This is a genomic window from Rhodococcus sp. 06-462-5 (assembly GCF_002258315.1).
Taxonomy (GTDB): Bacteria; Actinomycetota; Actinomycetes; order Mycobacteriales; family Mycobacteriaceae; genus Rhodococcoides.
In genome coordinates this window covers 55,915-82,890 of record NZ_NOYD01000023.1, presented here as the reverse complement: position 1 = coordinate 82,890, position 26,976 = coordinate 55,915, and the positions used below count along the sequence as shown (strand labels likewise).

The window sequence follows — 26,976 nt, the reverse complement described above, 5'->3', positions numbered from 1 at the left end:
CCCAGTACGTCGGCGGGGTTCGACATTGGAAACGAGGTCAAGGACAGGCTTCCGCAACCGATGCAGTTGGAGAAGTTGTCACGAAGCGCGGTGAGTTCTTCGATGTGTTCGGTGAGGGCGTCGCGCCACTGCCGCGAAATCCAGGTCGAGATGCGTGCCGTTCTTGACCTCGAGGGCGCTTCATGTTGTGAAATGCCGTCATGAACATATCCAGCACGAGCACTGGCGACATCGATGAACTGGTGTCCCTTGTGGCAGAACTCGAACGCACGCAACGCACAGAGGATGTCGACGCATTCCTGGCACTGTTCGACGATGACGCAGTGTGGGTCACGGCCGGTGGAGCCCGGCTTATCGGCAAAGCGACGATCGCAGCATTCACGAGAAAAGTCCTGCCGGGCGCGTTTGCCGACGGCAGTGTCCGATACGAGGTCGAGCATGTCAGATTCATCACCGACGACGTTGCTTTGACACGTGTGAAACAGGAGTACCTGACCGCTGGTGGGGACTCACTATTCCCACCTCAAAAAGGGAAGCCGAGCTATCTCTGGCACCGACAGCATGGTCGGTGGCTGATTGCAAGCGGGCAGAACACAACCGTCCCGATCCCTTGAAGCAGTTACCGAGCGATCAAGCGAAGTAATACCACCAGCCCTTCTATGCAGAGTTGCCGGACGGTCACGTAACCCGCAAGGACATAGTGACCAAGATTCTCGCGCTCCCGCGGCATCACGGGGCACCTGCAGGCCTCTGGCGTCCACGTCCGACTCGTTGCACTCTCGGCGTCTCGAACGATCCCTAAATCGGCGGGCGGGTTGAGTCCTGCGGCAATAACGGGCGCGTTCGCGTCGCACCACGAAAAAGTCTCCCCCACTGGTCCGCAATCTGCGTCATGAACCGATCGTAGCGGCGGAACAGACCACGCCCGGAGTCCTCGTGGGGGCGTCATTCACCCGGAATGTCGAAACGGTCCCTCAATGTCGCGATGAACTCTTCGTATCCGTCCATACCGAATGTGTCCAAGGCCCACATATAGCTTTCCAAAGCGCGATGCAACGCATCGTAGGGGACGGGTTCGTAGAATCCGGCCAGCGTCTTCACTGCCTCGTATTGCTGTAGCGACTCAAGCCTGGACGGTACGCCGGGAACGATCCGTTTCGGGATGGTCGGATCCCACTTCACACGTTCGGCCAGATCGAAATAGTCCTCGTCGAGGCGGCGCTGCGCAATCGCGCGATCCGCCCACTCGGTGACCCAAGGGTAGTTGTCGAGCCCGCTGACCGCGAAACAAGTTCTGATACAGAATGTCTTGAACTCGTCGAGCATCTCGCCGTCTTGCTGCGCGAGCCAGTCGACCAGAGGTCGGTCGAGGAAGGCCAGCGCCTTCGCATACGTTTGGTCGGTGAGCTTGCCCTCGAGCGGTCGACCACCATAAGCCAGTTTCAGCGCCCTAACAGCGCGGCCGAGATCTGACTCGGGGTCGACCTTTCGAGTGACACCGTTCTCGTCGCGGACGTAGATCATCGTCCTGTCCGGCCACAGTTCGGTGTCGTTCGACGGTTCGTCGGACCACGCCTTATCCGTCTTCTTCAGCGTTGTCACCACAGGTGGTTCGGCGAGGTCATCGAGCGGTGTGGGCCAGAATTGGAACAGGTAGTCCTCGACCGGCTCAGTCACCTCCTGCGAGGTCGACGTGTCGCGGCCACGTGCGAGGGCTCGAACACGATAGGACCCAGCGGGGATCGGCTCCAGGCCCTCCGAAGGGCGTCCCTCCAGTGAACGCACGTCGATTGCGGCCGACGCGGTGATGACCGATTCTTCGACCACTTCCCAGTTGTCGTACTCGGCCGCGGGCTCTGCCTGCCACACCTGCACAGTTACGCGAGCAGGACCGTAGGACACGCCCGTGTACGTGGCCAGAAATCCCGGACCCACCTCGATCAACGTGCCCTTCGCCTGCACGTCGAGAGTGTCCGTGTCGTCGTTCGAGACAACGAATTGATCATGGTCGACCTCGACGATTCCCGAGGTCTGCAGAACAGGTTCAGTATCTCCGGCCACGGAGACGACCCTAGCGTCGGCTTCACGCATCAGGTTGCGGGGTGCGAAGCAATACGACCAGTTCTGATACGCAGGGTTACCTGTAAACCTCTGCATATATTGTGCCACAGCGTCTTTCGCTTGCGATTGCAGTTCAGCTGTCACCGCGCAACTGAGCCCCGGTTTATGCGGTGCTCGAAAGCCAGCCGTCGAACGAATCAGGGCGCAGCGTTAGTTGGAGTCGACGTTTGGGCTGGTCAGACGATCCCGACCAGGTCTCCGATGCGCATCGTGCAACCGTTCCTGTCCTTCCACATTGCGACACCGTCGACGAGTCGGGCGCTCATGAATCCACCGTCGTCACCCCACGGCCATGCAGTCCCAAGGTCGGCCACAACGTCCTGGACCGAATCAGCCATCGCCCACAGCGCGAATTCTTCGTCCGAGTCGACGCGGGTACCGACCCAGCTACCACCGAACTGACCCGGATCGACGCCGGCAACCGTCACCGCGCTCAGCAGGAACACACCGTCGATCTCCGGGTCGTAGTCGATCTCCCAATCGACGTGTTCAATACCGTTGCCGTACTGGCGCACACGCAGGTCGCGGCCCAAACGAGACAGAGCCGACGTCCAAGGCTCAGGCAAGTCCGAGTGCACCACCCGAACCCCCAGCAAGGGAGACCACGTGGCACTCAACAATCGCTTCGACAAATCGTGGTAGCGCACCGAGTCAGTCTGTCAGCCCAGTGGTCGCGGGGCTTGTGGCCAGCGGAGCACCGCCGCTCGATCGTGACCTGCTGTGGTTGGGGCGGGGTTAGTCTGAACACGTGAATAGTTATCTAGCCGAGGCGGGTTTGAGTGAGTGCGCGAGCGCGGGCGACGCCTGCGACTTCGGATTTGGGCTCTTTCTCGTGAAGCTGGGTATCGGTGTGCTTCTGGTGCTCCTGTGGTTCGGCCTCGCTGCGTACGTGTCTGCGGCTGCTGGACCACCCTTGAACGAGCGGCGTACGGCGATTTCCATTCTGGCAGTGTGGCTTTTGCCAATCATTGGTTCGGCGTTCTTCTTCTGGTACCGCGAGGATGCACGTGAGAAAAACTGGACGCCACCTAACCAAACGTTGCCACCGATCGTGCCGAATGTCAGACCCTGACAAGTACTCTCGGATCACGCGGTAACCGCGCTCTTCGAGGAGGTCAGATGCGACGACACGCAGTCGGTGGCGCGGCACTGGGCGTAGTGACAGTCGCCTGCGCAGTTGCCTTGGTGCTCACTGGAGGACCGACTGCAGGGCAACCGAACGAAAAGGAAGGACCAGCGATGTCGACGAGCGGAAACACTCCCCCCGATCTGCCAGAAGTCATGGAAGAACCGGCACTCGACTATCTCGAGGAACCCTTGATCGACGGACCGGAACCGATGACCCGCGAGGAGTTCGCGCGGGACTCCAAACCGGATGCGTACACCGCAGACCAGCCTCTTCAACCCATTGGTGAGGAGGGAAGCGCCAGCGGCGGCGAGTCTTCGGTGATAGAACGCACCACTGAGTAGTTCGTCGGTGATGCGTACACAGTGACGGCAACGAGGGCAGTCCCGACGGATCTGGACCCCTTAGGGAACCTTGACAGCGGCTGCCTGCGCATGCCCCGTGTCGGGGCGTAAAGCTATACGACCAGTTCTGATATGCAGGGTTACCAGCAAACTACTGCATATTGTTGCAGCGCAACGCTTGTCGTCTTCTGCACGTCTCGGCAGCGGATCAATGCGACAGGTCCTGACCCACGAAAGACATCCTTGATCGGCCGCGAAACCCTGTGCCGCGGTTCATACGTTGCTCGAAACGAATTAGGTGGGCTTCTCCGGTGTCTCGGCGTCGAGGTAGCCCCACCAGTCGATACCGTTCTTGTCTTGCCGGAGGTTGTTCGCGACGGTCCCCAACGGTTCTCCGATATCGAAGTCGGCCACTTCTCGGGCGAAGCGCTCAGCGTCTGCCGTCTCCGCAGCAGGAGGCGGCCCCGATTGTGTCATTCGTATTCCCAGGGTCTTCGCGACAGTCATGTACCGGTATACAACGCAGAACACATCCGGACCGTCCGTCCACGCGTCGGCAACGCCGACACCCCACGCTTCGGACAACGAGCTCGTCGACAGGCGACGCAAGCATGAAGCCAAAGCGGATTCCGCCCAGGTCGACGACAACTCACCATACTGTTCCAACAGTTCACGGTGCCTGGAGGTGTATCGACGGGCCGATGGAGAATAAGCCTGGGCAGCAACTGTTCCGGCCGGAAAGTAGTCTTCGCGCAGTCCGTGATGGTTTCGATCCATAATCTGCAGCTTAAGACGGGCAGCGGCGCCCTCGGGGAATGTCATGGTTGTTCAGGCGACGGCTATCGGTCAGCTCGGATGATCAGCCATGGGCTCCGCGTGCGGCTGTCACGGGAGGTCCCAGGCCAGATACCCGTTTTCAACAGCAGGAACCCAGCCCCTACACGGATTATTGGAGTCGAGGGCATCGGCGACGTCTTCGATCATGTCTGCGAGCGATGGCCAGCGCATCAATCCCTGGTCGGTGTCCTCGCCGATGAACTCGACAACGCAGCCCATTTCATCACCGCTGCGGGTGTCGATGACCACGCAGTCGCCGGAGTCGTTGGCTGCGATTGGAATGTAGGACTCCAAAAAGGTGAACGCGGTGCTGCCAGCTGGAGCGGCCAGCAAATCGTCGCCCCCTACTGCCGCTGTGGTGGGTGCCCAAATGCGGCACAACGAAGTCCACTCCTGTACGAGTTCCGCGACAGTCACTGGCCGGTAGCCGGGGATCACCTGGGGAAAGCTCGGCCTTGATCACTACCGTTGTGGAGCGCGAACCATGTCCGCAAGTCCGAGGGCCATTGCCTCCCGGTTGCGGATTCAGCCCGAACAACCTCCTCGGCCTCTGCTGGTGGGTTGAGACCGGCTGCGGTCACGGGCGCTCGTTTTCGACACCACGAGATGATGCGCGCCCATTCGTCGGAGAGTTCGTGCATGAGCGAACTCTAGTCATCGAATCCAGAACGTTTCGATCACTGCCCATCCGCCAATGGGTTGCCGGTCCGCCACCTACGGCGCACTCAGTCGACGCCCGTCATCACACTGAAGACACCAGCGTGGCCGTCATCGCCATCGTGGCCGTAGCGACTGAGCTACTCGCCACGACACCGTGCGGGCTGCGGGCCCACGAAGAGTCCGCCACCGGCGACGGCGACTACCAATTGTGATTGTCAGATGGGCAACCCGCCAGTGACGTTGCAAGGATCGTCTACGGAATTTTGTTGCGCCGATCTGTTGCGCGCGTGCTCTTGCGAGCGACCGCGGCGCGGATCGCACCTAGCTCGGATCAGCGATGCGGTCTCACGCGGCCGTCGGCACCAGCTGTCGACGGCCGTGCCTGCCGCCAAAGCCGGCCCACCACGTACACGTTTGCGGCCGCCCCGGCGATGAAGGGGACCACGACAAGCAGCGCGGTGACCGGGGTGAACTGTGGGCCCCAGCTGTTCGGGTCGCGCATCTCGGGCACCACCGCCTCCGCGATCACCACGAAGGCGAGGTAGGCATAGAACAGTGTTCCTGACACAGCGCCGACTGAAGCGAGCCACCGTCCCACCCGAAAGTTGTGGCTGTTGAGCGCTGCTGCTCCGAGCAGCGAAAGGGTCGTCACGGGAACGAAGATCACCAGGCCGAACACTCCCAGGAGCATCCACGTGGCGACAACGTCACCGACAACCGTTCCGGAGTTGGCGAGGAACAGTCCGCCCGGGATCGACACACCGATAACGAATACCGGCAGTAACGCGACCCACCTCACCCACACGGCATCTCGCGAGCCTCGCCCCATAATGGCCACGCCCCGGGTACCTTTTCCGACCCCGCGTGACTTACGGGGTGCGGAGCCTTCGTCACGACCGGTCATCCTGTCAGGATGCCATACGGTCTGTTTTTCGCCCGCAGGAAACCGTGACAGCGACTGCCCGCGCATGCCTGCGTCGGGGCGTGGAGCAATACGACCACTCTTGATATGCAGGGTTACCGGCAAACCTCTGCATATGCTGTGGCGCAGCATATTTCGCTTTACAGACGGCGCTGCCGGTCTAAGGGAAGTCCCAATAGAGTTCGCCGTCCTCGACGAAGGGAACCCATCCTTTGCACGGGTGGCTGGTCTCGAGGGAGTCTGCGACGTCGTGGAGCATCGCTCCGATCGAGGGCCAGCGCATGGTGCCTTCGTCGACGACGTCATCGCTCGCGAACCCCACGACCCTTCCTGCGGCGTCCCCGTCACGGGTGTCGACGACTAGTCGGCAGCGGGTGTTGTCCGTAGCGATCGGAATGAAGCTGGGAAGATAGGTGAACGCGGTCGTTCCGGCAGGATCTGCCATCAGCTGTCGGCCCTCAATCTCCTCTAGCGCTGTTGTCGTCTCCGCCCAAATCCCCACGAGGCTACGCCTATCGACGACGAGCTCGGCAACTATCATCGGCCTGTGGCCGGCCAGAACCTGGGGAAAGACTTTGCCCTGGTCGCTACCGTTGTGCAGAGCGAACCACTCCCTCAGCTCTGGCGTCCATGTCCGACCCGTCGCACTCTCGGCGTCTCTAGCGATTCTTGGTTCGGCGGGTGGATTGAGTCCAGCGGCAGTGACAGGGGCGTTCGCGTCGCACCACAAAAGAAGTCGCGCCCACTGGTCCGCAAGCTGCGTCATGAACCGATCGTAGCGGCGGAGCAGATCACCCCTGGAGTCATCCTGGGGGTGTTATTCATCCGAGGGGTTCCGCAGCCTCTCATGTTGCAGATACCTGACCTGCGGTGATGCGGTCTCGAAAATAAACGTCAAAGTGATAAAGGACTTATCCAGTAGGGGCCGAAAGTGGTTGTCGGAAACACAATTACATTGGAATCTGTGGTCTCGACCTAGCCGAAGTCTGCCCACCCCAGCATTTCTCGATACAGATCCTCATTCGGAGTCGGGCCTGGCATCGGCCGCGGATCATCTGCCCAACAGCCCAGCATGGGGTGCTGCGCTGTCGTGATCGTAGCCAGTGTTTTGTTGCGGATGAGAAAGTGCGAGAACTCCTCGAGGTAGCGAAGCGATTCTTTGAACAGCGTTGTCGCCAATGTCGCAAGGTCGGCGGCGTATGAATACGGTTCCGCAGCTGGCCGATGCCCCTCGCGTACGCCCCGAGGGCTACGAGTTCGGCGGTGTCGGTCGGTTCAAACTTGTCGATGATCGAACGCAATTCCACCGTTGAGGTGAGTGAACCACGCTGCTTGTCGGCGGCGAGGCTCGTATCAAACAATGTCTGAGTCACACGAGCGAATCTATCCATCGCAGCACAGAGATACAGCAATATTCGGTCGAAAGCCTCCGCGGTGGTCTCAGCAGTGTCCGATCGCTGCATCGTGGATGAGCTGCCGTTGCTAAGCGCGCCGAGCAGAGTGTCGACTGCTCGCGCTGCTCGGCTGAGACGGAGTGCGATAGCGGCCATTGACTTCACGAGCTCGCGATCGCCATCCACCATCGCCATCAGGCGTATCGCGGTGAGGTGAGGAACTGAGGCGTCGATTCCGGCGAGGTACAGATCAGCGACGGAGGTGGCGTTGAACTTCCGGACAAACGTCCCTCCCCCCTGCAACCCGCCTGTCGCTGATTCCAGAACGTGATTTCCCGTAGTCCGGAGGTAATGGCCGATCAGGGGTAACAGCTGAACGGGCGTAACACTGATGACCGAGTCGTTGTCGGCCACGTCGTCGCGCAGCGCGCTCGGGGCAGTCGTCACGATTACGTCTACTCCAACCGCGCCCGCTGCCGCTGCCATCGCCGCAGCCCTGTGCCGATCAGCAAGAGTCAATCCATCGTCGGGTGTGTATGCCTTACGCGCCGCTTCGTCGAGCTGCGCGTAGATGCTAAAGAAGCTCCCTGATGTCCACAGCCAGCGTTCGCCGGCCCGGTAGCCGGAGATGCCGACAGTGGATGCGTCGGCGAACTTAGGGGTGTCCTCGACGGTCGTGAATGTGAATTGATACCACTCGTTCGCGCCGAGGACGCGAAGCCACTCTGCCGGTTCGGCCTCGTCGTTTTGGACCAGCAGAATCGGCTCCACCTCTTCGTCGCGACCGACAACCCGCAAGAGTTCTGCAGTCGGCACCTGTAACTCCTAGACATCGATGCCCACTCGCATCTTGCGGGTGGCTGGCTGGATCGGGAACAGTGGGCCCGCATCCTGTTGCCCAAATGCCTTTGCTGGAGGTCGAACGTATCGCATGTAGCGGAAGCGCGGAACGTCATCTGGCACCGTTAGACTCATGGCATACAGATACACCGTTGCTCCGACATCTCGCGTGCAGACGCAATCATTTCGTCAGGCGGACGAGTGCACATGGTGGTTGTCGGGTCGATTTCGAGCGGCGTGTGCCGCGGCCGTCCATGCGTGGTTCCTACCGCGCTGTGATGCTGGCATCGTGGTCCGTTAGGCAGGGGGCAGGGACGCGATGTGGCGTCCGTTTATTGCGCCGATTTTCGGGTCCGGCGATATACAGGCTCAAGTGGCGTGACCAGGAGCGATCCGTTCAAGAGAATAAGTCCAAAAGCGATAAAGGACTTATCCAGTAGACGCTGCATGATGCTGCAGTACAACACGTTTCATGCTACTCGCGTCTCGACGCCGGATCGATGCCACGGGTTCTGATGCCGCCCAGATGCCGTTGGGGTGAGCGCGCGACGTTGCTATTCGGTGGCTTGCTGACGGTCTGTCTGAGAGGGTGGACGAATGAGTGCGGTCGACTGGTTCCTTGCAGGCCCGCGTGGTCGTCGGTTGCTCCTCGAGTATGCGCTGCTCGCGGAGGAGGATTCGGCCGTCGAAGCAAAGGACACGTTCCGCTCTGCGGTCTTCCTGGCGTCGTACCGCCTCGACGTCGACCAAGGTGCCTCAGTGGTGATGTTCGGACCCGGCGCCGAAGAAGCACGGCGGACCGTGGTGACAGCAGAGGATGTGGCGGATCGCTTGTCTCGGGTGCCGCTCACGGACGTGACAGCAGCCGTGCTGCGCTCGGTCCTTGCTGCAGCGGTCGATAACGCGAGGTACTGGCAGCCACCGAGCGGTGAGGACGTTCTCGCGGCCACCGCACCGGTGCGGGGTGAGCTGGAGCGGATCGCTGACCACGTTGCCTCGACGCCGCACGCACAGTGGTGGTCGGCGGGTCTGGCTGCGGCTGATCAGTGGATCGTGGGGTGGGACGATGCGGACACTCAGGTCCCGGATGGCCCTGCGGCCACACCGACGACCGCGGAGACATTGCGCGACTACGGTGCTCGCACGGCGAAAGAAGAAGTGCGAGCAGCGAGCGACCGCCCGGCCGACCCGGCCGCGGCCTTTTCCGGTGAGTGGTGGTCGGTGCCTCCGACACGGGGTTCGACTCGCTCGTTGTTCGATGGCACCCCGGCGGGGCTGTGGTTCGTCGAGGACGACATGGGGTGGAAGCGGGCGGTCTCGCGGCGCATGCCTGTTCCCGGTGGTGTTCGCGTGTACGAGATCGACGGCGCGCAGGCGTGGGCGCAGCTGTGCAGGGAGTTCCCCGTCGAGGTGACCGCGCAGAAGCGGCACGACTGGTACTCCACCACCGGGCGGGTCGGCCGATGGGTCATTCCCGACTGGCCACGGGTGGCTGAGCACTACGACGGAATTCACCTCACCGTCTGCGGCTACCTTGCTGCAGCCGGGACGGCCATCACCGTGGACGACGCCAGAGCGAGTGTCATCGCGGGATGGGCACCCGACGAGACCTATTGGCTCACCGACACCGCAGCCGCCGACGGCGATGAAGCTCAGGTGTGGGTGTGCGCCACCGACGGGGAGCACCCGAGGTGGACCGCAGAAAGGCCTCGCTGACGCGGTCAGCACCGGAACGAATGTTTTGGTGATGTAGCTGAGGGCTCTGGCGCTGGACCAGACCGCGACGTCAGCGGCGCACCTGGTGATCAATGCGCAGCTCGAGAGGGTGCTCTGGCTGATCGAGCACGGATTCGATACGGCCAGTTTTGATACGGATTCACACCGGATTCCCTCTTGCGATCCGACGAATCTCACAGAGAGGGCCGTCGGAAACCAACGCAGCGCGACTGTGACACCACCACTGTCGTCGATGATTCGACCTACGACAGTGGACCGATGCACCTCTCGAACAATGCCGCTCGTCGAGGGTGTCAGTCGTGGCGGTGTTCCGCGCCCATGATGTCGTGCAGGATCCGGTGCACGATCGCGTCGGCGACTACCCGGTAGTGCACCGTCCGGCCCGACTTCGTAGTCTCGACCCACCCTCGGGCCCTGAGGGCGCGGAGCGATTGCGACGCCGCGTTCTCGGTGATGCCCACGGCGGCAGCGAGTTCGGCGACACTGGCACCGGATTTCTCGTGCATGTAGCTGACCAGGCGCAGCCGTGTCGGATCGGACAGGACGGCAAAGCGTGTCGACCATTCCTCGATGTCGTCGCTATCGGTCATCGATTCTCCCGCGCTGCTGGTTCTTCAATGCTGCTGCTACGCTACGGCACACAATATATGTCTGCCTGGACACATATTTTGATCGAGCATGAACCCGGGAGCAGTCCGTGACACCGTCCATCCACCGCATTCTGGGTCCAGCCGTTGCCCTCGCCCTCGCCGCCGCGGGATGCGCGTCGCCGTCCGACGAGGGCTCCGGTGGGGCGATCGTGCTGGCCGACAGCCAGGAACTCGGCGGGTTCAGTCCCGTGTCCGGCTACGGCGCACTCGGCGTCTCCCCGGTCTACGAGGGGTTGCTCCGCCCCGACGCCGTTTCCGACTCCGCACTTCCCGATCTCGTTCCGTCCCTGGCCGACTCGGTCCCGACGAATATTGCACCCCGGCAGTGGCGAGTGACGTTGCGTGCGGACGTCGCATTCTCGGACGGCACCGACTTCGACTCCGCGGATGTAGTGGCCACCTACGAGGCCGTGAAGAATCCCAGTGTCGCATCCGAGATCTCGACGGATTTCGATCCGATCGTCGATGTCGTCGCCGATGGATCGGATGCCGTGGTGATAACGATGACCACCGACGCAGACCCGTCGCCGTACCTCCTGCTCGGCATCGCTCCGTCGGAGCGGGTCGAGCAGGCACCCGCAGCCGACTGGGTACTGAACACCGAGCCGGTCGGAACCGGGCCGTACATGTTGGACAGCCTGCGCGCAGATCAGGCCGTGTTCACCGCACGTGAGGACTACTGGGGCGAGGCTCCCCAGGTGACGCGACTGGTGATCACCTACACCCCGGACGACAACACCCGAGTGCAGCGCGTCGCCACGGGCGAGGTCTCCGGCACGTCACTGCCTCCGACTGCCGTCGCTGCGCTCGACGGAAACGACGACGTGAAGACGGTCGGCGTGAAATCTGCTGATTGGCGCGGGGTCTCGCTTCCGGCGGGCAATGCGTTCACGTCCGACCTCCAAGCCCGGATCGCGATGAATCTCGCCGTCGATCGAAGGGGCATGGTCGACGACGTTCTCGGTGGGTACGGTCGCCCCGCGAGCACACCGGTGGCCGATGTCTACGGCGACGCCTACGAGCCGACAGCAGTGTTCCCGTTCGACCTTTCCGCCGCCGAGTCCACCCTCGATGCCGCCGGGTGGCGCGTCGGCGCAGGCGGTATACGCCAGAAAAACGGCGCCACAGCGTCGTTCGAGCTTCTCTACAACGCTCAGGATTCTGTGCGGAGGGATCTGGCGGTGGCCTTCGCCGCCGCCATGCAACCCGTCGGCATCGATGTCCGGCCCCGAGGAACCGGGTGGGACGAGATCGAGACCCGCCTCGGCGACTCGGCAGTGCTGCTCGGCGGCGGCGACACCCCGTACAGCATCGACTCGCAGGTGTTCGACACCCTGCACACCCGCGTCGACGACTCCTCGCCCTATGCCAACCCCGGCAACTTCACCGCGCCGGGTCTCGACGATGCACTGCAGCAGGCACGCGATTCCGCGTCCGGACCCGAGAACGACGCTCGATACCGGCTGATCCAGCAGCTCTACGTGGAGCAGCCGTCCTCGGTGTTCCTCACGTTCCTCGACCACGCATACGCGTATCGCGATCTCGGCTGGAACCAGAGCCCTCCCATTCTCGAACCGCACTCGCACGGTGTCTCGTGGGGTCCGTGGTGGCACCTGGCGGCGTGGACTCGTGCGCAGTAGGAATCGGGCAAGAACAGCGGGCCGAATCCTCGCCGTCCGTGCTGGTATCGCGATCCCGACGGTCGTCGCGGTCTCGGCGGCCATGTTCGCACTCGCGTCGGTATCGCCTCTCGACCCGCTCGCGGCCTACCTCGGTGACAGCTACCAGAGTGCGACTCTGTCTCAGCGGCAGCAACTTCGAGATGCTTACGGAACGGAGAGACCGTGGTACACCGCATGGTGGACCTGGCTGACCGACCTACTGCACGGCGACCTCGGATGGTCCTCGACCCAGTCCCTCCCAGTCTCCACAGTTCTTACCGAGCGTCTGCCGTTCACTCTCGGACTGTCTGCTCTCGCCCTGATTCTGGCCACCGTGGCCGCCGTCGTAGTGGGATCGTCGGCCGGTATGCGCCGCGGCGGAATGCTCGATCGGGCATGCTCGGTCCTGTCCACGACTTTCGCGGCCGTGCCGCCGTTCGTCGTATCGCTGGTTCTGGTCTCGGTGTTCGCAGTGACCTTCCGGTGGTTTCCCACCTCCGGCGCACGGGCACCGGGCACCACGTACTCCGCCGCGGGGATCGCCGCGCATGCCGTGCTCCCGCTCATCGCACTCACCATGTCGCAGATCCCGTGGCTGCTTCTGTCCATGCGGGCTGCGGTAGTCGACTCGGCCGACTCCGATGCGGTGCGCGCCGCACGGGCACGCGGGATCTACGGGTGGGCGCTGTTGCGTGGGCACGTGCTGCCGAGTTCGGTGGCTCCGACTCTGGCGCTGCTCGGCACCCGGCTACCCGAGCTGATCGCGGGTGCCGCGATTGTCGAGACCGTGTTCGGGTGGCCAGGGATGGCCGAGGCGCTGGTGCAATCGGCTGCGGCACTGGACTTCTCATTGATGGCGGCGACCACGACCGCCGCGGCCCTCGCCGTTCTGCTGGGATCGGCTTTGTCCGACGCAGCGACCGCCGCGATCGACCCACGAGTGCGGATCGCTGCATGACCGCCCGAGACGATGAGCTCGACTATCGGCGTCGATATATCCCGGATTCGCCGTGGTTCGTGGTTCTCGCGGTCTCACTCGTCGCACTGCTGATCCCGATGATCGCCGGTCGGCAGACTGCGGATTTCGCTTCCGCACTGCTGCCGCCGAGCGCCTCGAACCTGCTGGGCACCGATCACTCCGGATACGACATGCTCACCAGAACAGCAGAGGGGCTGCGGATCTCGCTGTTGATCGCAGTACTCTGCGCGGTGATCGCGTGCGCTCTCGGAGTAGTCATCGGGGTTGCCTCGGCGGCTGCCGGCGGGTGGTTCGATGCCGTCGTCATGCGCGTGGTCGATACGGTCAACGCCCTCCCCCATCTGGTGCTGGGTATCGTCATCGCGGCGCTGTGGCGAGGTGAACCACTTGCCGTGGTGGCGTCGATAGCGTTGACGCACTGGCCTTCTGTCGCCCGGATAGTGCGGGCCGAGGTCTTGGCGACGGCAGATTCCGGGTGGGTACGTACCTCCCGCCTGGCCGGCGCGTCCCGATGGTTCGTCGCACGCAGACACCTGGCACCGTCGGTAGGTGGGCAGATTCTGGTGGCTCTGGCGATGCTGATCCCGCACGCCATCTGGCACGAATCGACGCTGTCGTTCCTCGGAGTCGGTCTGTCACCCGATCGTGCGAGCCTGGGCACGCTACTCGGGCAGGCCCGCGGCGATGTAATGCTCGGCGCATGGTGGACACTCGCCGTTCCGGCCACGGCGCTCGTGGTGACGGCACTCGCGTTCACCCTGGGACTGTCGATGCTGCGACGCCGACTCACACCACCCGGGGGTTCGGTGTGGTGACCGCAGCCAGACTTCGCGAATACACCGTGGACATCGACTCACGCAGCCGCGGAGGCACTCTCGTTCACACACTCGACTCCATCGATCTCGACGTCGACTCCGGCCGAGTCACCGCCCTCGTCGGCGAATCGGGATGCGGCAAATCCCTCGTTGCGGCCGCACTGTGCGGGCTGCTGCCACCGGGGTCACACACGACCGGGACTCTCGACATAGCCGGACGCGCGGTGCCGACCGAGGCCGACTGGCGACTACTCCGCGGGCACCGCATCGGGCTGATTCCGCAGTCACCCGCTACCTCGTTCACACCCGTGCGCACTGTCGGCTCCCAGCTCGCCGAGGTCGCACGAACCCTCGGAAGCCGAAACACCCTGTCGGAGTTATTGGACCGGGTAGCACTCCCACCATCGACCGCGCGGCTGTACCCGCACGAATTGTCCGGCGGGATGGCGCAGCGCGCCGCGATCGCCGCAGCACTCGCCGGGTCACCGGATCTGGTGATTGCGGACGAGCCGACATCGGCACTCGATCCAGCTCTGGCAGAACAGGTCTGGGCACTGTTGAGCGACATCGCGGCAGACGGTCGAGCCGTGCTGATCGTCACGCACGATCTGACCTCGATGATGCGCTCCGGTACCTGTGGGTCCATCGCCGTGATGAGAGCGGGGACGACGGTCCTCCAGGCCACACCGGCGACAGTCCTGTCGCATGACGACGACTACGTCCGCGCTCTCTTCGAGGGCGTGACGATATGATCGAAGCTCGGAACGTGACCGTGACGTTCAACGGAACTGTTTCCCTACAACAGGTCTCGGTGGCAGTCGCCCCCGGCGCGATCACGGGTATCACCGGCCCGTCCGGCGTCGGAAAGACGACACTGCTCGGGGTGTTGGCCGGGTTGGTGCAGCCACATACAGGCACCGTGACGTGGGATGCGCAGGCACGGCCCTCGCGCGGGTCGATCGCTCTCCTTGCCCAGCATCCGAGACTGGTGTGCAATCCGCGGTGGTCCCTCGGCGCGATCGTGGCCGAGCCTGCAGCGATTCGCCGGAAGTCGATCGATGTCGAGGCCGTGTGCGACCGCGTCGGCCTCGATACTGCTCTGCTGCGTCGATTCCCGGCCCAGGTAAGCGATGGGCAACTCCAACGCGCATGCCTCGCGCGCATCCTCGTGCAACGGCCGATCTACATCCTCTGCGACGAGCCGACGTCCATGCTCGATCCGATCGCCACCCGCGACGTGATGCGACTGCTCACTGCACTCGCCGCAGACGGAGCCGGACTCGCTGTGGTCAGCCACGACCGGGCCGTCATCGACGCCCTCGCGCCCGAACACCTCGAACTCCGTGCACACATCGCATCCTGACCGTCATCGAACCTGAGATGATTCAGTTGACCAGCTCCCTCGAACCAGTTGTGCGCTGTGGCGGTCCAACGAGAATCGTCCGAAAAGCGAGTTGAGCATTTTCCACGCGCAAATCCGGTGCCCACAGTCGGACTCGAACCGACACTGTGCGGATTTCAATCCCTAGAAGTGGATTCACGTGAATTTTACTGGACTCGATATTCGTTTTTTTGCAACAGTTTTCGTACATCGTCGTCCGGACGAATCCACCGCGAATCGTACCGACTTGTTTCGACACCGAGTTAGTTGCGAAAATGCGCGCACAGCTCCCAATACCACGCTACGTTGACGAACACGGACAAAGGTACACCAAGCGTTGCGCTTGCTGTCTGCTGTACGAGACAACGGGATCGGACAATGCGTCAGCATGCCCGCGCCGCACACCGTCAGCCCGACTCTATGATCTCGAGGCTGCCGCACGTCGGTGCAGCTTGCGCCGATAAATGGGGAGTAGGTAGAGCAGTTACCGCACCGTCAAGCTGGGTTGATTTCTGGGCATCTACTGGCGAGGACTCCGGTAAAACGATGACTTCGCAAATGCAGAATTACCAACAAACGAACTTCAGCAGTCGACTTATGCGTGTTGTATTTCAACAACACTCGGCGACTCGCCCATGGCCTCACCGAGCGGTCCCTTTGACGTAAGGGCGGAGCCTCGTTGCGATCGCTTCGGTCTGCTCTAGGCTCAGCTCCTGGACCTTGTCCCAGTCGGTCCCTCCGCCGGCGACCGTCCCAGCTACATGAATGCGGAAGTGCGGAATGGCCTAATGTGCATCCACCCCGTTGTTCTGCCACACACTGATGCCGGGGCGCTATTCAACCTCGTCGATAGCTCGCGCAGCCGTCCTCACGAGGCGCATGACAGCTTCCGATTCGGCATCGTTGATATTGAGCACGGTAGGAGCGTTGCGCGTGGTAACGACCAGAATTGGATCGCAGAACGGTTAGGAAGCTTCGTGCTCAGGCGTACCGAGGACGATTCCAAATGGCGTCGAGCTCCCTGGGACCACGGACTCTGGTGAGTAGATCAGGCACACGGTCAGTGGTTACCTGTGTTCGACGGGAAGCAGCGATGGTCACTCGCCTCCGTGCATTCGGCTTGGTCTCGAAGTCGTAAGAGCACTTTACCGGGCACGGAGCTGCACGCGATACGAGACACCGGGGCCTTCCACTCGCACGCGAGTGTCGACCGCGCGGTCGGCGGCGGAGTACCTCAGCGGTGTCGTGGCGCTCCGGTAAGCACCTACAGCCAAGACGCCCCTAAGAATCAGGGAATCCGGCCGTTCGGGCAACCAAAAACCGCCGTCTCGCCCAGAATTGGCTTTTAGCGGATTCAAAAGCCCCGTTCTGTTAGCATCCGAACCGTACAGTTCGCGGGGGCCGCAATCTCTAACAGGGGTTCTCATGATCGCCGCGTTTGCTCACTTCAGGGCATCACCCCGCTCGGGCAGTAAGCCGTCGAATCGCTCCATCGGCCCGCCGGGTCTGGACGAACTTGCTGTCGAACGTGCCAAGCTCACGCAGTCTTTGGCGGGCGTCGCGACGCTCATCATCGGAATCATCGGATTCGTGAGCGCACCGTCAGAGGAGTACTCAGGCATCGGCGTCACCGTGGTGGTCCTGATCAGCCTCACAACACTTCCAATCGCTGTGCAGTGGTTCGTGGGAGCGTGGCCCAGCCCGAAGACACTCGTCGCGTTCGTCGTCTATGCCGACGTAACGATCACCGTCTGCCTGCTGCTGAAACAGGACCTACTGACTGCGATTGGTGGGACGGTTCTGTTCGCAGTGATCAGCACGTTTGCCGTCATTGCTGTTTCGCCGCTGGCTTGCTCGACTCACATGGCTTATTCGGTAGTCGTTCTGGGCATCATCGCGGGCAGGGCAGCAATGAACGACGCGGCTAGCTGGTGGGTGGTTGTGGCACACACGCTCACCATGCTGCTGATGTTCTCGGCACCGTTGCTGCTCATACTGTACGTCGGTGAACTTCGGTCCCGAGCGCGCGATTCCCTCGTGGACCCTTTGACCGGTCTGAGGAACCGCCGGGGCCTGTTCGCTGCAGTCGAGGCAATCATGCTCACCGAATCAACGAACCGACCGATCGCGATTAGTGCAGTGGTCATCGACGTGGACGGAATGAAAGGCGTGAACGATTCTTACGGTCACCATACCGGCGACGAGGTGTTACTGGATCTGGCACAACAGCTCCGCGCATCGACTGTGACGGACTGGGTGGTCGCCCGCCTCGGCGGCGACGAGTTCGCTTGCGTGATCGTAGGAGAAGTGGGCACCATCGAACGTCGTGTCGCACAATTGGTGACCACGCTGTCAAGCGCTCAGATGCTCTCGGGCGTATCAGTGAGCGTGGGTTCGGCCCTTTGCGAGGGGCATGACGGCAGCTCTGAACAGGCAATGCTGCATTTGCTCAGAACGGCCGACGCCGAGATGTACCGTGCAAAGAAGTCCAGGAAAGAACGTTCCGCTCATCGTGATTCAGCGGACGGCTGACCCGCCGACGGTGATCAAACGGCGACTATCGCACGTTCGAAGCCGACTATCTTGTCGCGTGCACCCGACTGCCGAGCATGACCGTAGGTTCGAGCTGACCAATTCGTGGGCACTCGAAGCAGGAGACGGCTTTAGCTGAGCTGTACGTGGCGTTGCCGCTTATAAAGACGATTATGTCGAGCTGTAGTTCCGTCATTCGCATGTTCTGCCAATAATCACTCTGTTTGTAACGAGTATCCGTGTCTTCGAAAACTACTTTGACCTGCGCAGACGTGATAGGAAGTTCAAGGCGGACGGTTCCGGCGTGTTCGAGCACGCAACATTCCGGTCGCGTTCGAGATGCACCTGAGCAGGGCTTGCGTCAGTATCCGTTGCGGTTTCTGCTCTCTGACTGCAATATATGCAGGCAGGCGAAGAGGTGGATGCGTGGATCGACGAGATGTGGGTGGACGGTTGATCTACCTTCCGTCCGACCCAGGTCCTGTTCTCGCCGAGTCGTTCCTCAAGGATGTGCTCGCCGGTTGGAGACGTGCACAGCTCACCCAGAACTTCCGTGCAGGCACTGCCGATCGGCGAATCAAACTCATCCACCGCATGGTCGACTTCGTGGGATCCCAACCGTCGCAGTGGTCCCGCATGGTGCCGATGAATTCTTCGCACATCTGCGCGGGGTGCGGAACCTTTCCCACGCAACGATTCGTGCCTATCAGTCCGACGTCAGGCTGTTTCTGGAGAACGCCACAAACCCTCTCTACGAGTAGGACGAGAACTGCGGGCGGTTGTTCGGGACCGTGTTTCGCAGGTGATCACCGACTTCATCTCGCATTTCGCCACGAATTGGAGCCTAATGCCCGTCCCTCATGGAAACGGAGAAAAGATCCAGATAGGTCCGCAACCGACTGGCATCTACGTCGCGCGGACGGCCGTGATTTGAGGGGCTCCGGCCTACCTGTTAACTTCTGTAACAGTGACACCTGTCACTACGGATCGCAGGGAGCACGGTTGTGAGACGACGCGCTAAGGCCACTCTTCTGAGCTTGGTGCTGGTGGCAGGAGGGTTGGTCGCAGCCGGTACCGCCACCGCGCAACCCGCACCCACCACGACATGGCTGTGCAATCCCGACATCGCGAATGACCCTTGCGACCTACCCGGCGACACCACCGACCTCGGTACCAATTCGACAACCCCAGCCCCCGCGGCTGTGCCGGACTCGGGCAAGCCCATCGACTGCTTCTACCTGTATCCCACAGTCACTAACGATGTCGCATTGAACGCACCCGGCTATGCCACCCCTGAAGTTGCGTCCATCGCGAGCTTCCAAGCCGCCCGGTTCAACACCCAGTGTCGAGTGTTCGCACCTATCTACCGTCAAACTCCCCTCCTCATGCTTCCTCCCGCATTGCTGGGTGCGGCCGGGCCGTCGATCGATCTGGCATACGCCGATGTACGTGCCGCCTGGGACAACTACATGGCCACCGAGAACAACGGCCGAGGCGTCCTTCTCGTCGGCCATTCCCAGGGCACGTTCATGCTGCGCAAGCTGATGCGCGAGACCTTCGACCGAGACGCAGCACTACGAACACAGCTCGTCGGCGCGTTCCTGATGGGTGGAAACGTCGAAACCGCCCGCGGCAGCACCACCGGCGGGGACTTCCAGAACATTCCGTTGTGCACCGAACGCGCGCAATTCGGTTGTGTTGTCGCGTATTCCACGAACACTCTCCGGCCGCCTCTCTCGACCTTCGGCAACGCCAATATCGATCTGTGGTCGCAGCGTTGGGGACTACCGAGCGGACCCGGTTATCAAGTGGCGTGTACCGACCCAGCGAAACTCAGTGGAGACAATCGTCCGGTCGGCGTCACCGTGCCCAGCGCGCCGTTCGCGTTCGGCATCATCTCGATTCTGTTGAACTACACCACAGCGCCCGAAGCGCTACCGACGTCAAAATCGACGTGGACTACCAGCCGAGGCCGAGTCGTCGGATCCTGCATCGATACGGGCGGCTACAACCAGTACCACCTGCAATTCGTCGTACCTCAACCGCTCAACGAGGTTCCGCTGCTCGATTCGCACTTGATCGACATGAACGCTGGTCTCGACCGACTCGTCAGCATCGCCGGTCAGCAGGCGACTGCCTGGCAATCCGCCCGCTGACCGCCGATGACGACAGCCACGACATCAAATTCACGGTGTCGAACAAGCTCGCTGCGGAGGGTTGCCATGAGATCTTCGGAACGAAGATGGCCTACGTGACTCCTGCTGGAAAAAACTCCGACTCCGGGCGGACCACTCACACGCGATTGTGTCCACCGGTACGGAATCCGATCAGGGAGCCTAAGTCGAATCATCGGTAGGGTTCACCGCTCACACCAGACTCCGCGTTCATGTGATTTCCTAGACCTCGTGCGCCCGGGCGACGACATCGGCTCGGGGGTCCGGATCCGACGTCCGACGTGGACCGTTCCTGGTCTGGTTCATCGACGGTCGCGACTCTGTGATCGTTTGATAGGCAGCAACGTCGGCGGCTACGGTGGAGGCGGCTCGTGCGTATCGCGACACGTAGGGTGGGGGCCGCTCCTGGCGACGGCGGCTCCTTTGCCGTACGGCCACACAGTCAAGCTACTGACCTACCCCGCGTTCCGCCCAATGCGACGAGCCTGGTCTCCGCGTTGTTGACGAGCGCCGATCTCGACGAGGCGCTGCGCTGGAGGGCGATGCTGCCGACGGTGTCATCCGGCGACGTTCTCATCTCGCCCACTCACCCTGATGCTGCAAGTCACCATGAAATGCAACTCTGCTCGGTTCAAGTTGATTTTGCGTCTGATACGGTCGAAATTGTCCACATGACAATCGGACGAGGACACCGTACCCGAACAGCGGCAAGACGGTGCATCGGAATGCATCATGTCATGGATTGTCCTCGTCATCTCGGGTGTTCTCGAAGCCGTCTGGGCGACAGCGATTGGTAAATCCGAGGGTTTCCACTCGACTGGGTCCCACTGCGTTGTTCGGGGTCACGCTGGTCTTCAGTATGGCCGGGCGTGCCTATGCGATGCGCACGCTGCCCGTTGGCACCGCTACGCCTTTTGGGTGGGAATCGGTGCGGTCCTCACCATCACGTACCGTGATCACCGGAGACGAAGGCGTCAGTTGGGCTAAATTCCTTCTCCTCGCGATCACTATCGGCGGGGTCATCGGATTGAAGATGCTGCACTGAGTTCTTCGAGGGAGCTCTGGGTGGGTCCACTTGGGGGCTTGTATGTGCGCGCGCTGAACTCGACAGGAATTAAGCCGACAAAATCGATTATGTCGAGCTAGCGTCGGACGCGGCTCTGGCGCAGTATTTTTTGAGTCGGACGTCATTGTCCACTTCTCGAAGGTTTACACGATTACCTCCCCTGCATCATCAGGCCCCGGAATTTAGCCCGAAACGGACCTATTCTCGACGACATTGCCTTGCAAATTCGATCGCTTGGCCCGTAGCTACCTGAGGTGATATTTGAGGACCTCGCCAAGTCGCGCGAAAGCGCCCGGATTGCACGCAGTCTGAATTCCGTCACTGAGTCGAACGGCGAACGAGACTAGTCGGCCACACACTGGGTAATCCAACGCGTCTCGATGTTTGGAGTTTTCGGTAACAACTCAATACTGTTCCAATACAATAATATCGAGTCTTGGGAATATCTCCGTCTCAGAATAGCTCTGGTGCGGCAGCAATGAGAGCGTGAGCGCGCCGCGTAGGCTTTGACGCCTCGGGCCAGGCCAGGATGACTTTCCTGTCATCGGTCTTGTCTCGAATCGTCAGGGATACCAAGGGCTTTCCTTCGTAGCTGATGTCGACCGGCCACCTTTGAACAAGAATCGAATAGCCCAGTCCGCGTGCGACGAGGCAGCGTACGACTTCGATGTTCTGCGTGACGTGCCGAATGATGGGGCTCAGCCCTTGCGCACGCAGCATTTGCGCTGCATTTCGGGCGCTGGGAACGTCGAACATGATCAGCGGTAATTCTGCAACTTGTGACAGCGACACTTCGGACTGACCTGCGAGCGGGTGGTCGGCTGCGAGAATGATGTAGGGCTTGGTGGTGCTGACCGTCGTCGTCGATAGAGTTGTATTGCTGTCGTCGCTGTAGAGGAACGCCACCTCACACCGGCCTTCGATGAGCGCGATGCGCATCTCTTCGCCTGCGCCCTCGATGATCTTGACGTCCAAATCCGGGTGGAGTGCAGCGAAGTCGTCGAGCACCGGTGGTATGACGAACGGTGCGAGGGTGACGTAGCACCCGACCGTGAGGGTTCCCTGTAACGCGTCACTCATGGTGTGCGCATCTCGCTGCAGCTCGTCCGCCGCCTCCAGGAGGCGGCGCGCGTCGGACAGAACTCGTGATCCGGCTTCGGTGAGAACGACGCCTTTGGCCTTCACGCGGATGAACAGTTGCACCCCGATGCGCTTTTCCAGGTCCGCGATAGACAGCGACACTCCGGCCTGCGAGGTATGGCACGCCGATGCGGCCGCACTGAGCGACCCGAGACGAGCGGCCGCTTCGAAGTACTCGATCTGCCGCAATGTGAAATCTGAAGGCATAAGAAAAACCAATCTTTAAGGTTGTCAGAACCAGTTTTCCATATCTTGTGATCGGTGTCATATTTATTCAATCAAGTGTTCGGTAACACAAGAGGAGGTTCACATGACATTATCTTTCGCAGCCGGGGTTCGTCTCGTCGATCTCGCTGCTGACCCGTACCCGACGTATGCCAGGTTGCGCGTCGAGGAGCCCGTTGCGTGGATACCCGAACTCGGCCGCTTTTTGGTTACGAGATTCGACGACGTGATGTTCGTCGAGCGGAACCCTCACCTGTTCAGTTCGGTCGAAGAGCCGTCCTTGATGACCCGCGCCATCGGGAACACTCTCCTACGTCAGGACGGAGAGGCGCACAAACGCATCAGAAAGGCCGCCGAGGGGCCGGTCAGGCCGAAGACCATCAAAGACCGGTGGTCGTTTGCTTTTAAAGCCAACGCCGACGAACTGATCGACACGTTCGTCGCGAGTGGGAGTGCCGACCTGGTCACCGACTTCGCTGGACCGCTTGCGGCACGAAACCTCGCGACCATCCTTGGCCTCCGCAATGCCACCGCATCGGACATGCAGCGGTGGTCGCAGGCCTTCATCGACGGGTGCGGCAACTACGCAGACGACCCGGAGGTATGGACCAGGTGCGAGACAGCATGCCGTGAACTCGACGCAGCTATCACCGAAATGCTCCCCTCTGCCCGGTGCAACGATGAACCCACTGTCATCTCCTCCATGGCCGACGCTGCGGCCGACCTGACGGACGAGGAGATCTGCACGAATATCAAGATCTTCATCGGCGGCGGGATCAACGAGCCGCGTGACGCCACCGCGGTCGCCGTGTACGGACTACTGGCCAACCCTGACCAACGACGATCCGTCACGGCAGGAGAAGTCAGTTGGCGCAAAGTCTTCGAGGAAGCAGTTCGATGGATCTCACCGATCGGTATGTATCCGCGACAAGTGACTGCCACGGTGCAACTCGGCGGCACGACACTCGAACCAGGTGACAAACTCGGCGTAAGCATCGCGTCGGCCAATCGAGACGAGAGTGTCTTCGCCGATGCCGACGTCTTCGACGTGCACCGCGAGTCGGCAAACCACGTCGCATTCGGAGGAGGCGCACACTTTTGCTTGGGCACCTGGGTAGCTCGGATCTCGATCGCCGATATTGCACTGCCGACGATGTTCAGCCGCCTACCCGAACTCGCTCTCGCCGACCCCGACGCAGTCGAGATGGCCGGTTGGGTGTTCCGCGGACCCTTGACGATGCCAGCCCGGTGGCGGAGCGGGCACCATGCCTGAGATCCAGTTTCTTCAAGCCGACGGCCGAGTCGACCGTGTCGACGCTCCCGTCGGCGTCAGCATCATGAAAGCGGCAGTAGGTGCCGGCGTTCCGGGAATTTTGGCGGAGTGCGGCGGGCAGGCGATGTGCGCAACCTGCCACGTCCACATTCGGTACACGCCGGTAGTACTACCGGAAGTCGGCGAAGACGAGGACGAGATGCTCGACTGCGCACTGTCACCGCGCGCCGAGAGCAGCCGACTCAGTTGCCAAGTGACGGTCGAGGCCAGTTACGACGGTATGTCCGTCTACGTCCCCGCCGAGGACTTGTGAACACCCGTGTCGTGATCGTCGGCTCCGGACAATCCGGCACGACGGTCGCAACGACCCTGCGCGACCGGGGATTCACCGGTGCCGTGACGATCGTGGGTACCGAAGTCCATCTGCCGTACGAACGCCCACCACTGTCGAAACAGTTCTTGACAGCCGAGACGGACACTACGAATCTCGATCTACGGCCGGCGACATACTACGAAGACCGCGACATCGAACTTGTGTTGGGACACACCGTGATCAGCATCGATCTCGGCGCACACACCGCAGCCCTCGACGACGGACGCGCGCTCGGGTACACGACACTCGTGCTGGCCACCGGAACCCGACCGGTCATCCCCGAAGTCGCCGGGACAGACCTGGCCGGTGTGCACGTTTTGCGAACCGTCGACGACGCTGCCGCGCTGCGCGAACAGTTGGCATCGTCACGCCATGTCACCACAGTAGGTGGCGGCTTCATCGGGCTCGAGCTGTCGGCGGCCGCCCAGAAAAAAGGCATCGAATCGTGCGTCCTCGACATCGCGGACCGCGTTCTCCAGCGCGCGGTCTCGCCCATCACCAGCGACTATCTCGCAGACTGGCATCGGGAACGAGGAACCAGCGTCCGCCTCGGCACCGGAATGATAGAGATAGTCGGCACGAAGGGGCGCGTAGAAGCAGTTCGCACCACAGCCGGCGAACACATCAGGACCGACACCGTCGTACTGGCAGTAGGGGTTCGCGCCAATACAGAACTTGCCGAGAGAGCGGGCCTGGTCACGCGCAACGGCGTCGTCGTCGACGAGTACCTCCGCACCAGCGACCCCTCGGTCTTCGCAGTCGGCGACTGCGCGAACTTCCCCGACAACGTCTCGGGCCTGCCCATACGAATCGAATCGGTCCAGGCCGCAACCGATCACGCACGTGCGGTGGCCCTACAGATCATCGGCGACCAGGTAGGTCCCTACGCCAGCGTGCCGTGGTTCTGGAGTAACCAGGGTTCGATGAAGTTGCAAATAGCCGGGTACACACAGTGTTCTGACACCGACGTGGTCCGCGGCGATCCGAAACAGGGAAAGTTCTCGGTATTTCGGTTCCTCGACGGGCATCTGCGCGCCGTCGAGTCGATCAACCGGCCCGCTGATCACGTGACCGCACGACGCCTCCTGGCACTCGGTGACTCGCCGACACCGGAATCGATCACCACGACAACAGATCTACGCTCGCTCGTCCCGCTCGCAGCCGCTACCGCCTGACACTCAACGAGGAGAACACCGTGGAAATCAACTGCGTCTTCCCACCCGCGCTCGCTACACCCGACCACATCGTGCTGGCCGAGGAACTCGGTTACCAACGAGCATGGGTCTACGACGTCCCGGTTTCGTATGCCGACACCGGTGCCACAGTTGCTGCTGCTGCGGCCCGAACATCGACCATTCGACTCGGTGTTTCGGTCTTCACACCTCACCTACGGCACATCGCCGCCAATGCCGCCTTGATCGCCTACCTCGCCACCGTCGCACCCGGGCGCTTCGACGCAGGCGTGGGCGCTGGCTTCACCAGCTCCACATACCTGGGTCGCAAGCCCTCGCGGTGGGCCTACATCGAGGAGTACGTCCTCGCACTCAAAGAACTGCTCGCAGGTCGCGAAATCGAATGGGAAAACTCGATCTTGAGTCTGATGCACAGTCCCGCGTCCGGTATCAGCTACCCGATCGACGTCACCTACTGGATTGCTGCGCATGGGCCCAAGGGCTTCGGTGTCGCGCAGCGGCTGGGTGCTGGAGTGGTCACCAATCCCACACATGGCGACAATCCTGTCCCCTACGACGGAGCCTGCAATCTGACCTACTACGGCACGGTCCTCGAAGACGGAGAGGCGCTCGACGCGCCACGAGTGCTCGATGCCGCCGGCCCCGGTGCATCCCTCGCGCTCCACATGGGCGAGCACGGGCCCTTGGTGGGTATGCCGGAGGCGCTCGGCTATGCATCGGCGATCGAGTCCGTCCCCGAGAATCGGCGGCACCTCGAACTCTATCGAGGCCACCTGATCGAACCGAATGCCACGGATGTCCGATTCATCACCGGGGACGTCATCCGAAAGGGGACGATGACCGGCACTCGCGAGGACATCGCGAGGACACTGCTCCGTCTGGAGAACGCAGGAGCCAACGCCGTGCTCTATCAGCCCGCGGGAACAGATATTCCCCGAGAGCTGGCCGCCTTCAAAGAGGCCGCCGACCTTCGACACACCCTCACCGCCAAGGAGACCCAGCATGCGTAGAGTCGTTACCGGCCACGACACCTCCGGCAAGTCGATCATCGTCGAGGACGGCACACCCCCACGCAGGCACGACTTCGCGTCTTTCCCCGGGTTCTCGTCCACGGTCGCGTGGTCGACCGACGCGGACGTCCCTCTCGAGCAGGGCGGCACCGATCCCACACCCGCACTCTCGACCCTCCTCCCCTCCGCTGGCCAGACTCGGCTCATCGTGTTGACCCTTCCCCCGGACTCGTCGATGGCCGAGCCCACCTTCGACGGGCCGGGCTACGCCGCCGAGCAGCTACGGCACTCACCGGGACTGGCAGAGACATTCGAAGCCGACGGAATGCACACCACACCCACCATCGACTACACCCTCGTCCTCGACGGTGTCGTGACCCTCGAGCTCGACAACGGCGTCACCACCGATCTACACCCCGGCGATCTAGTCGTGCAGAACGCCACACGCCACGGCTGGCGCAACCGGACCGAACGCCCCGTGACCGTGGCTTTCGTACTCATCGGCACCGAGCAGAAAGACTGA

Annotated in this window: 26 protein-coding genes, 1 pseudogene and 1 riboswitch; of the genes and pseudogenes, 18 read left to right on the top strand and 9 right to left on the bottom strand. The window is 61.9% G+C overall.

Annotation, left to right across the window (positions count from 1 at the left end):
- Window positions 1-200: 200 nt before the first annotated feature.
- Window positions 201-614 (top strand): SgcJ/EcaC family oxidoreductase, encoded by a 414-nt coding sequence (locus tag CH251_RS28275; protein WP_094613684.1) that lies wholly within the window; start codon window positions 201-203, stop codon window positions 612-614.
- A gap of 331 nt (window positions 615-945) precedes the next feature.
- On the opposite strand, the gene CH251_RS14080 is transcribed toward CH251_RS28275, so the two are convergent.
- Together CH251_RS14080 and CH251_RS14075 are read right to left on the bottom strand one after the other, a co-directional pair.
- Window positions 946-2,061, bottom strand: coding sequence for a hypothetical protein (locus CH251_RS14080; protein WP_143537905.1), 1,116 nt, complete (start codon window positions 2,059-2,061; stop codon window positions 946-948).
- A gap of 236 nt (window positions 2,062-2,297) precedes the next feature.
- Entirely contained in the window at window positions 2,298-2,768 is a 471-nt protein-coding gene (locus CH251_RS14075) for a hypothetical protein (protein WP_094613682.1), read from the bottom strand.
- Window positions 2,769-2,869: 101 nt separating this feature from the next.
- Here CH251_RS14075 and CH251_RS27240 point away from each other — a divergent pair, with 101 nt between their 5' ends.
- Entirely contained in the window at window positions 2,870-3,193 is a 324-nt protein-coding gene (locus tag CH251_RS27240; RefSeq protein WP_143537904.1) for a hypothetical protein, read from the top strand.
- 167 nt (window positions 3,194-3,360) lie between these two features.
- On the top strand, window positions 3,361-3,591 hold the full coding sequence (locus CH251_RS14070) for a hypothetical protein (RefSeq protein ID WP_094613681.1): 231 nt from the start codon (window positions 3,361-3,363) through the stop codon (window positions 3,589-3,591).
- Between the two features lie 294 nt (window positions 3,592-3,885).
- On the opposite strand, the gene CH251_RS14065 is transcribed toward CH251_RS14070, so the two are convergent.
- The 5 genes from CH251_RS14065 to CH251_RS14045 all read right to left on the bottom strand — a co-directional run bounded on the left by CH251_RS14065 (window position 3,886) and on the right by CH251_RS14045 (window position 8,220).
- Window positions 3,886-4,098 carry a hypothetical protein gene (locus tag CH251_RS14065; RefSeq protein WP_143537903.1) on the bottom strand — a complete coding sequence of 71 codons (213 nt, stop codon included), beginning with the start codon at window positions 4,096-4,098 and terminating at the stop codon, window positions 3,886-3,888.
- Window positions 4,099-4,476: 378 nt separating this feature from the next.
- Window positions 4,477-4,866 carry an SMI1/KNR4 family protein gene (locus tag CH251_RS14060; RefSeq protein WP_143537902.1) on the bottom strand — a complete coding sequence of 130 codons (390 nt, stop codon included), beginning with the start codon at window positions 4,864-4,866 and terminating at the stop codon, window positions 4,477-4,479.
- Between the two features lie 553 nt (window positions 4,867-5,419).
- On the bottom strand, window positions 5,420-5,848 hold the full coding sequence (locus CH251_RS14055) for a hypothetical protein (protein ID WP_094613678.1): 429 nt from the start codon (window positions 5,846-5,848) through the stop codon (window positions 5,420-5,422).
- A gap of 322 nt (window positions 5,849-6,170) precedes the next feature.
- Window positions 6,171-6,776, bottom strand: coding sequence for a hypothetical protein (locus CH251_RS14050; protein WP_094613677.1), 606 nt, complete (start codon window positions 6,774-6,776; stop codon window positions 6,171-6,173).
- Between the two features lie 184 nt (window positions 6,777-6,960).
- Window positions 6,961-8,220: a hypothetical protein gene (locus tag CH251_RS14045; RefSeq protein ID WP_256979063.1), complete on the bottom strand. Its 1,260-nt coding sequence runs from the start codon at window positions 8,218-8,220 to the stop codon at window positions 6,961-6,963.
- A 621-nt stretch (window positions 8,221-8,841) separates the two neighbouring features.
- On the opposite strand from CH251_RS14045, the gene CH251_RS14040 reads away from it, so the two are divergent.
- The gene (locus CH251_RS14040; RefSeq protein ID WP_094613676.1) at window positions 8,842-9,960 is read left to right on the top strand and encodes a hypothetical protein; all 1,119 of its coding nucleotides are present in this window, start codon (window positions 8,842-8,844) and stop codon (window positions 9,958-9,960) included.
- Between the two features lie 314 nt (window positions 9,961-10,274).
- Here CH251_RS14040 and CH251_RS14035 read toward each other — a convergent pair whose 3' ends face one another.
- The gene (locus CH251_RS14035; protein ID WP_032403715.1) at window positions 10,275-10,571 is read right to left on the bottom strand and encodes a helix-turn-helix transcriptional regulator; all 297 of its coding nucleotides are present in this window, start codon (window positions 10,569-10,571) and stop codon (window positions 10,275-10,277) included.
- 107 nt (window positions 10,572-10,678) lie between these two features.
- Between CH251_RS14035 and CH251_RS14030 the strand changes: the two genes are divergently transcribed.
- From CH251_RS14030 to CH251_RS27930, 9 genes and pseudogenes are all read left to right on the top strand, one after another.
- On the top strand, window positions 10,679-12,271 hold the full coding sequence (locus tag CH251_RS14030) for an ABC transporter substrate-binding protein (RefSeq protein WP_256979062.1): 1,593 nt from the start codon (window positions 10,679-10,681) through the stop codon (window positions 12,269-12,271).
- A complete protein-coding gene (locus tag CH251_RS14025) occupies window positions 12,261-13,250 on the top strand; it encodes an ABC transporter permease (RefSeq protein ID WP_256979061.1) in 990 nt (329 codons plus the stop codon). The genes CH251_RS14030 and CH251_RS14025 overlap by 11 nt, the downstream gene beginning before the upstream one ends.
- Window positions 13,247-14,086, top strand: coding sequence for an ABC transporter permease (locus CH251_RS14020; protein WP_094613675.1), 840 nt, complete (start codon window positions 13,247-13,249; stop codon window positions 14,084-14,086). The genes CH251_RS14025 and CH251_RS14020 overlap by 4 nt, the downstream gene beginning before the upstream one ends.
- Window positions 14,083-14,838, top strand: coding sequence for an ATP-binding cassette domain-containing protein (locus tag CH251_RS14015; protein WP_373454948.1), 756 nt, complete (start codon window positions 14,083-14,085; stop codon window positions 14,836-14,838). Before CH251_RS14020 ends, CH251_RS14015 begins: the two co-directional genes overlap by 4 nt.
- On the top strand, window positions 14,835-15,449 hold the full coding sequence (locus CH251_RS14010) for an ABC transporter ATP-binding protein (RefSeq protein ID WP_094613673.1): 615 nt from the start codon (window positions 14,835-14,837) through the stop codon (window positions 15,447-15,449). Before CH251_RS14015 ends, CH251_RS14010 begins: the two co-directional genes overlap by 4 nt.
- Before the next feature lie 1,443 nt (window positions 15,450-16,892).
- Window positions 16,893-17,999 (top strand): GGDEF domain-containing protein, encoded by a 1,107-nt coding sequence (locus tag CH251_RS14005; RefSeq protein WP_094613672.1) that lies wholly within the window; start codon window positions 16,893-16,895, stop codon window positions 17,997-17,999.
- 422 nt (window positions 18,000-18,421) lie between these two features.
- Window positions 18,422-18,760: a site-specific integrase gene (locus tag CH251_RS28270; RefSeq protein ID WP_143537900.1), complete on the top strand. Its 339-nt coding sequence runs from the start codon at window positions 18,422-18,424 to the stop codon at window positions 18,758-18,760.
- A 243-nt stretch (window positions 18,761-19,003) separates the two neighbouring features.
- A complete protein-coding gene (locus CH251_RS13990) occupies window positions 19,004-20,155 on the top strand; it encodes a DUF3089 domain-containing protein (RefSeq protein ID WP_094613669.1) in 1,152 nt (383 codons plus the stop codon).
- Between the two features lie 676 nt (window positions 20,156-20,831).
- Window positions 20,832-20,895, top strand: a riboswitch (guanidine-III (ykkC-III) riboswitch).
- A gap of 10 nt (window positions 20,896-20,905) precedes the next feature.
- Window positions 20,906-21,218 (top strand): annotated as a pseudogene (locus CH251_RS27930) (multidrug efflux SMR transporter).
- A gap of 474 nt (window positions 21,219-21,692) precedes the next feature.
- On the opposite strand, the gene CH251_RS13980 reads toward CH251_RS27930, so the two are convergent.
- Complete coding sequence (locus CH251_RS13980) at window positions 21,693-22,586, bottom strand: LysR family transcriptional regulator (protein ID WP_094613668.1); 894 nt, start codon at window positions 22,584-22,586, stop codon at window positions 21,693-21,695.
- A 103-nt stretch (window positions 22,587-22,689) separates the two neighbouring features.
- On the opposite strand from CH251_RS13980, the gene CH251_RS13975 reads away from it, so the two are divergent.
- The 5 genes from CH251_RS13975 to CH251_RS13955 are packed head-to-tail and all read left to right on the top strand — an operon-like array spanning window position 22,690 to window position 26,976.
- A complete protein-coding gene (locus CH251_RS13975) occupies window positions 22,690-23,877 on the top strand; it encodes a cytochrome P450 (RefSeq protein WP_094613667.1) in 1,188 nt (395 codons plus the stop codon).
- On the top strand, window positions 23,870-24,190 hold the full coding sequence (locus CH251_RS13970; protein WP_094613666.1) for a 2Fe-2S iron-sulfur cluster-binding protein: 321 nt from the start codon (window positions 23,870-23,872) through the stop codon (window positions 24,188-24,190). The genes CH251_RS13975 and CH251_RS13970 overlap by 8 nt, the downstream gene beginning before the upstream one ends.
- Window positions 24,187-25,425, top strand: a complete 1,239-nt coding sequence (locus CH251_RS13965; protein WP_179273594.1) for an NAD(P)/FAD-dependent oxidoreductase — start codon at window positions 24,187-24,189, stop codon at window positions 25,423-25,425. The genes CH251_RS13970 and CH251_RS13965 overlap by 4 nt, the downstream gene beginning before the upstream one ends.
- Window positions 25,426-25,445: 20 nt before the next feature.
- Complete coding sequence (locus CH251_RS13960) at window positions 25,446-26,453, top strand: LLM class flavin-dependent oxidoreductase (protein ID WP_094613664.1); 1,008 nt, start codon at window positions 25,446-25,448, stop codon at window positions 26,451-26,453.
- The gene (locus CH251_RS13955; protein ID WP_094613663.1) at window positions 26,446-26,976 is read left to right on the top strand and encodes a cupin domain-containing protein; all 531 of its coding nucleotides are present in this window, start codon (window positions 26,446-26,448) and stop codon (window positions 26,974-26,976) included. Before CH251_RS13960 ends, CH251_RS13955 begins: the two co-directional genes overlap by 8 nt.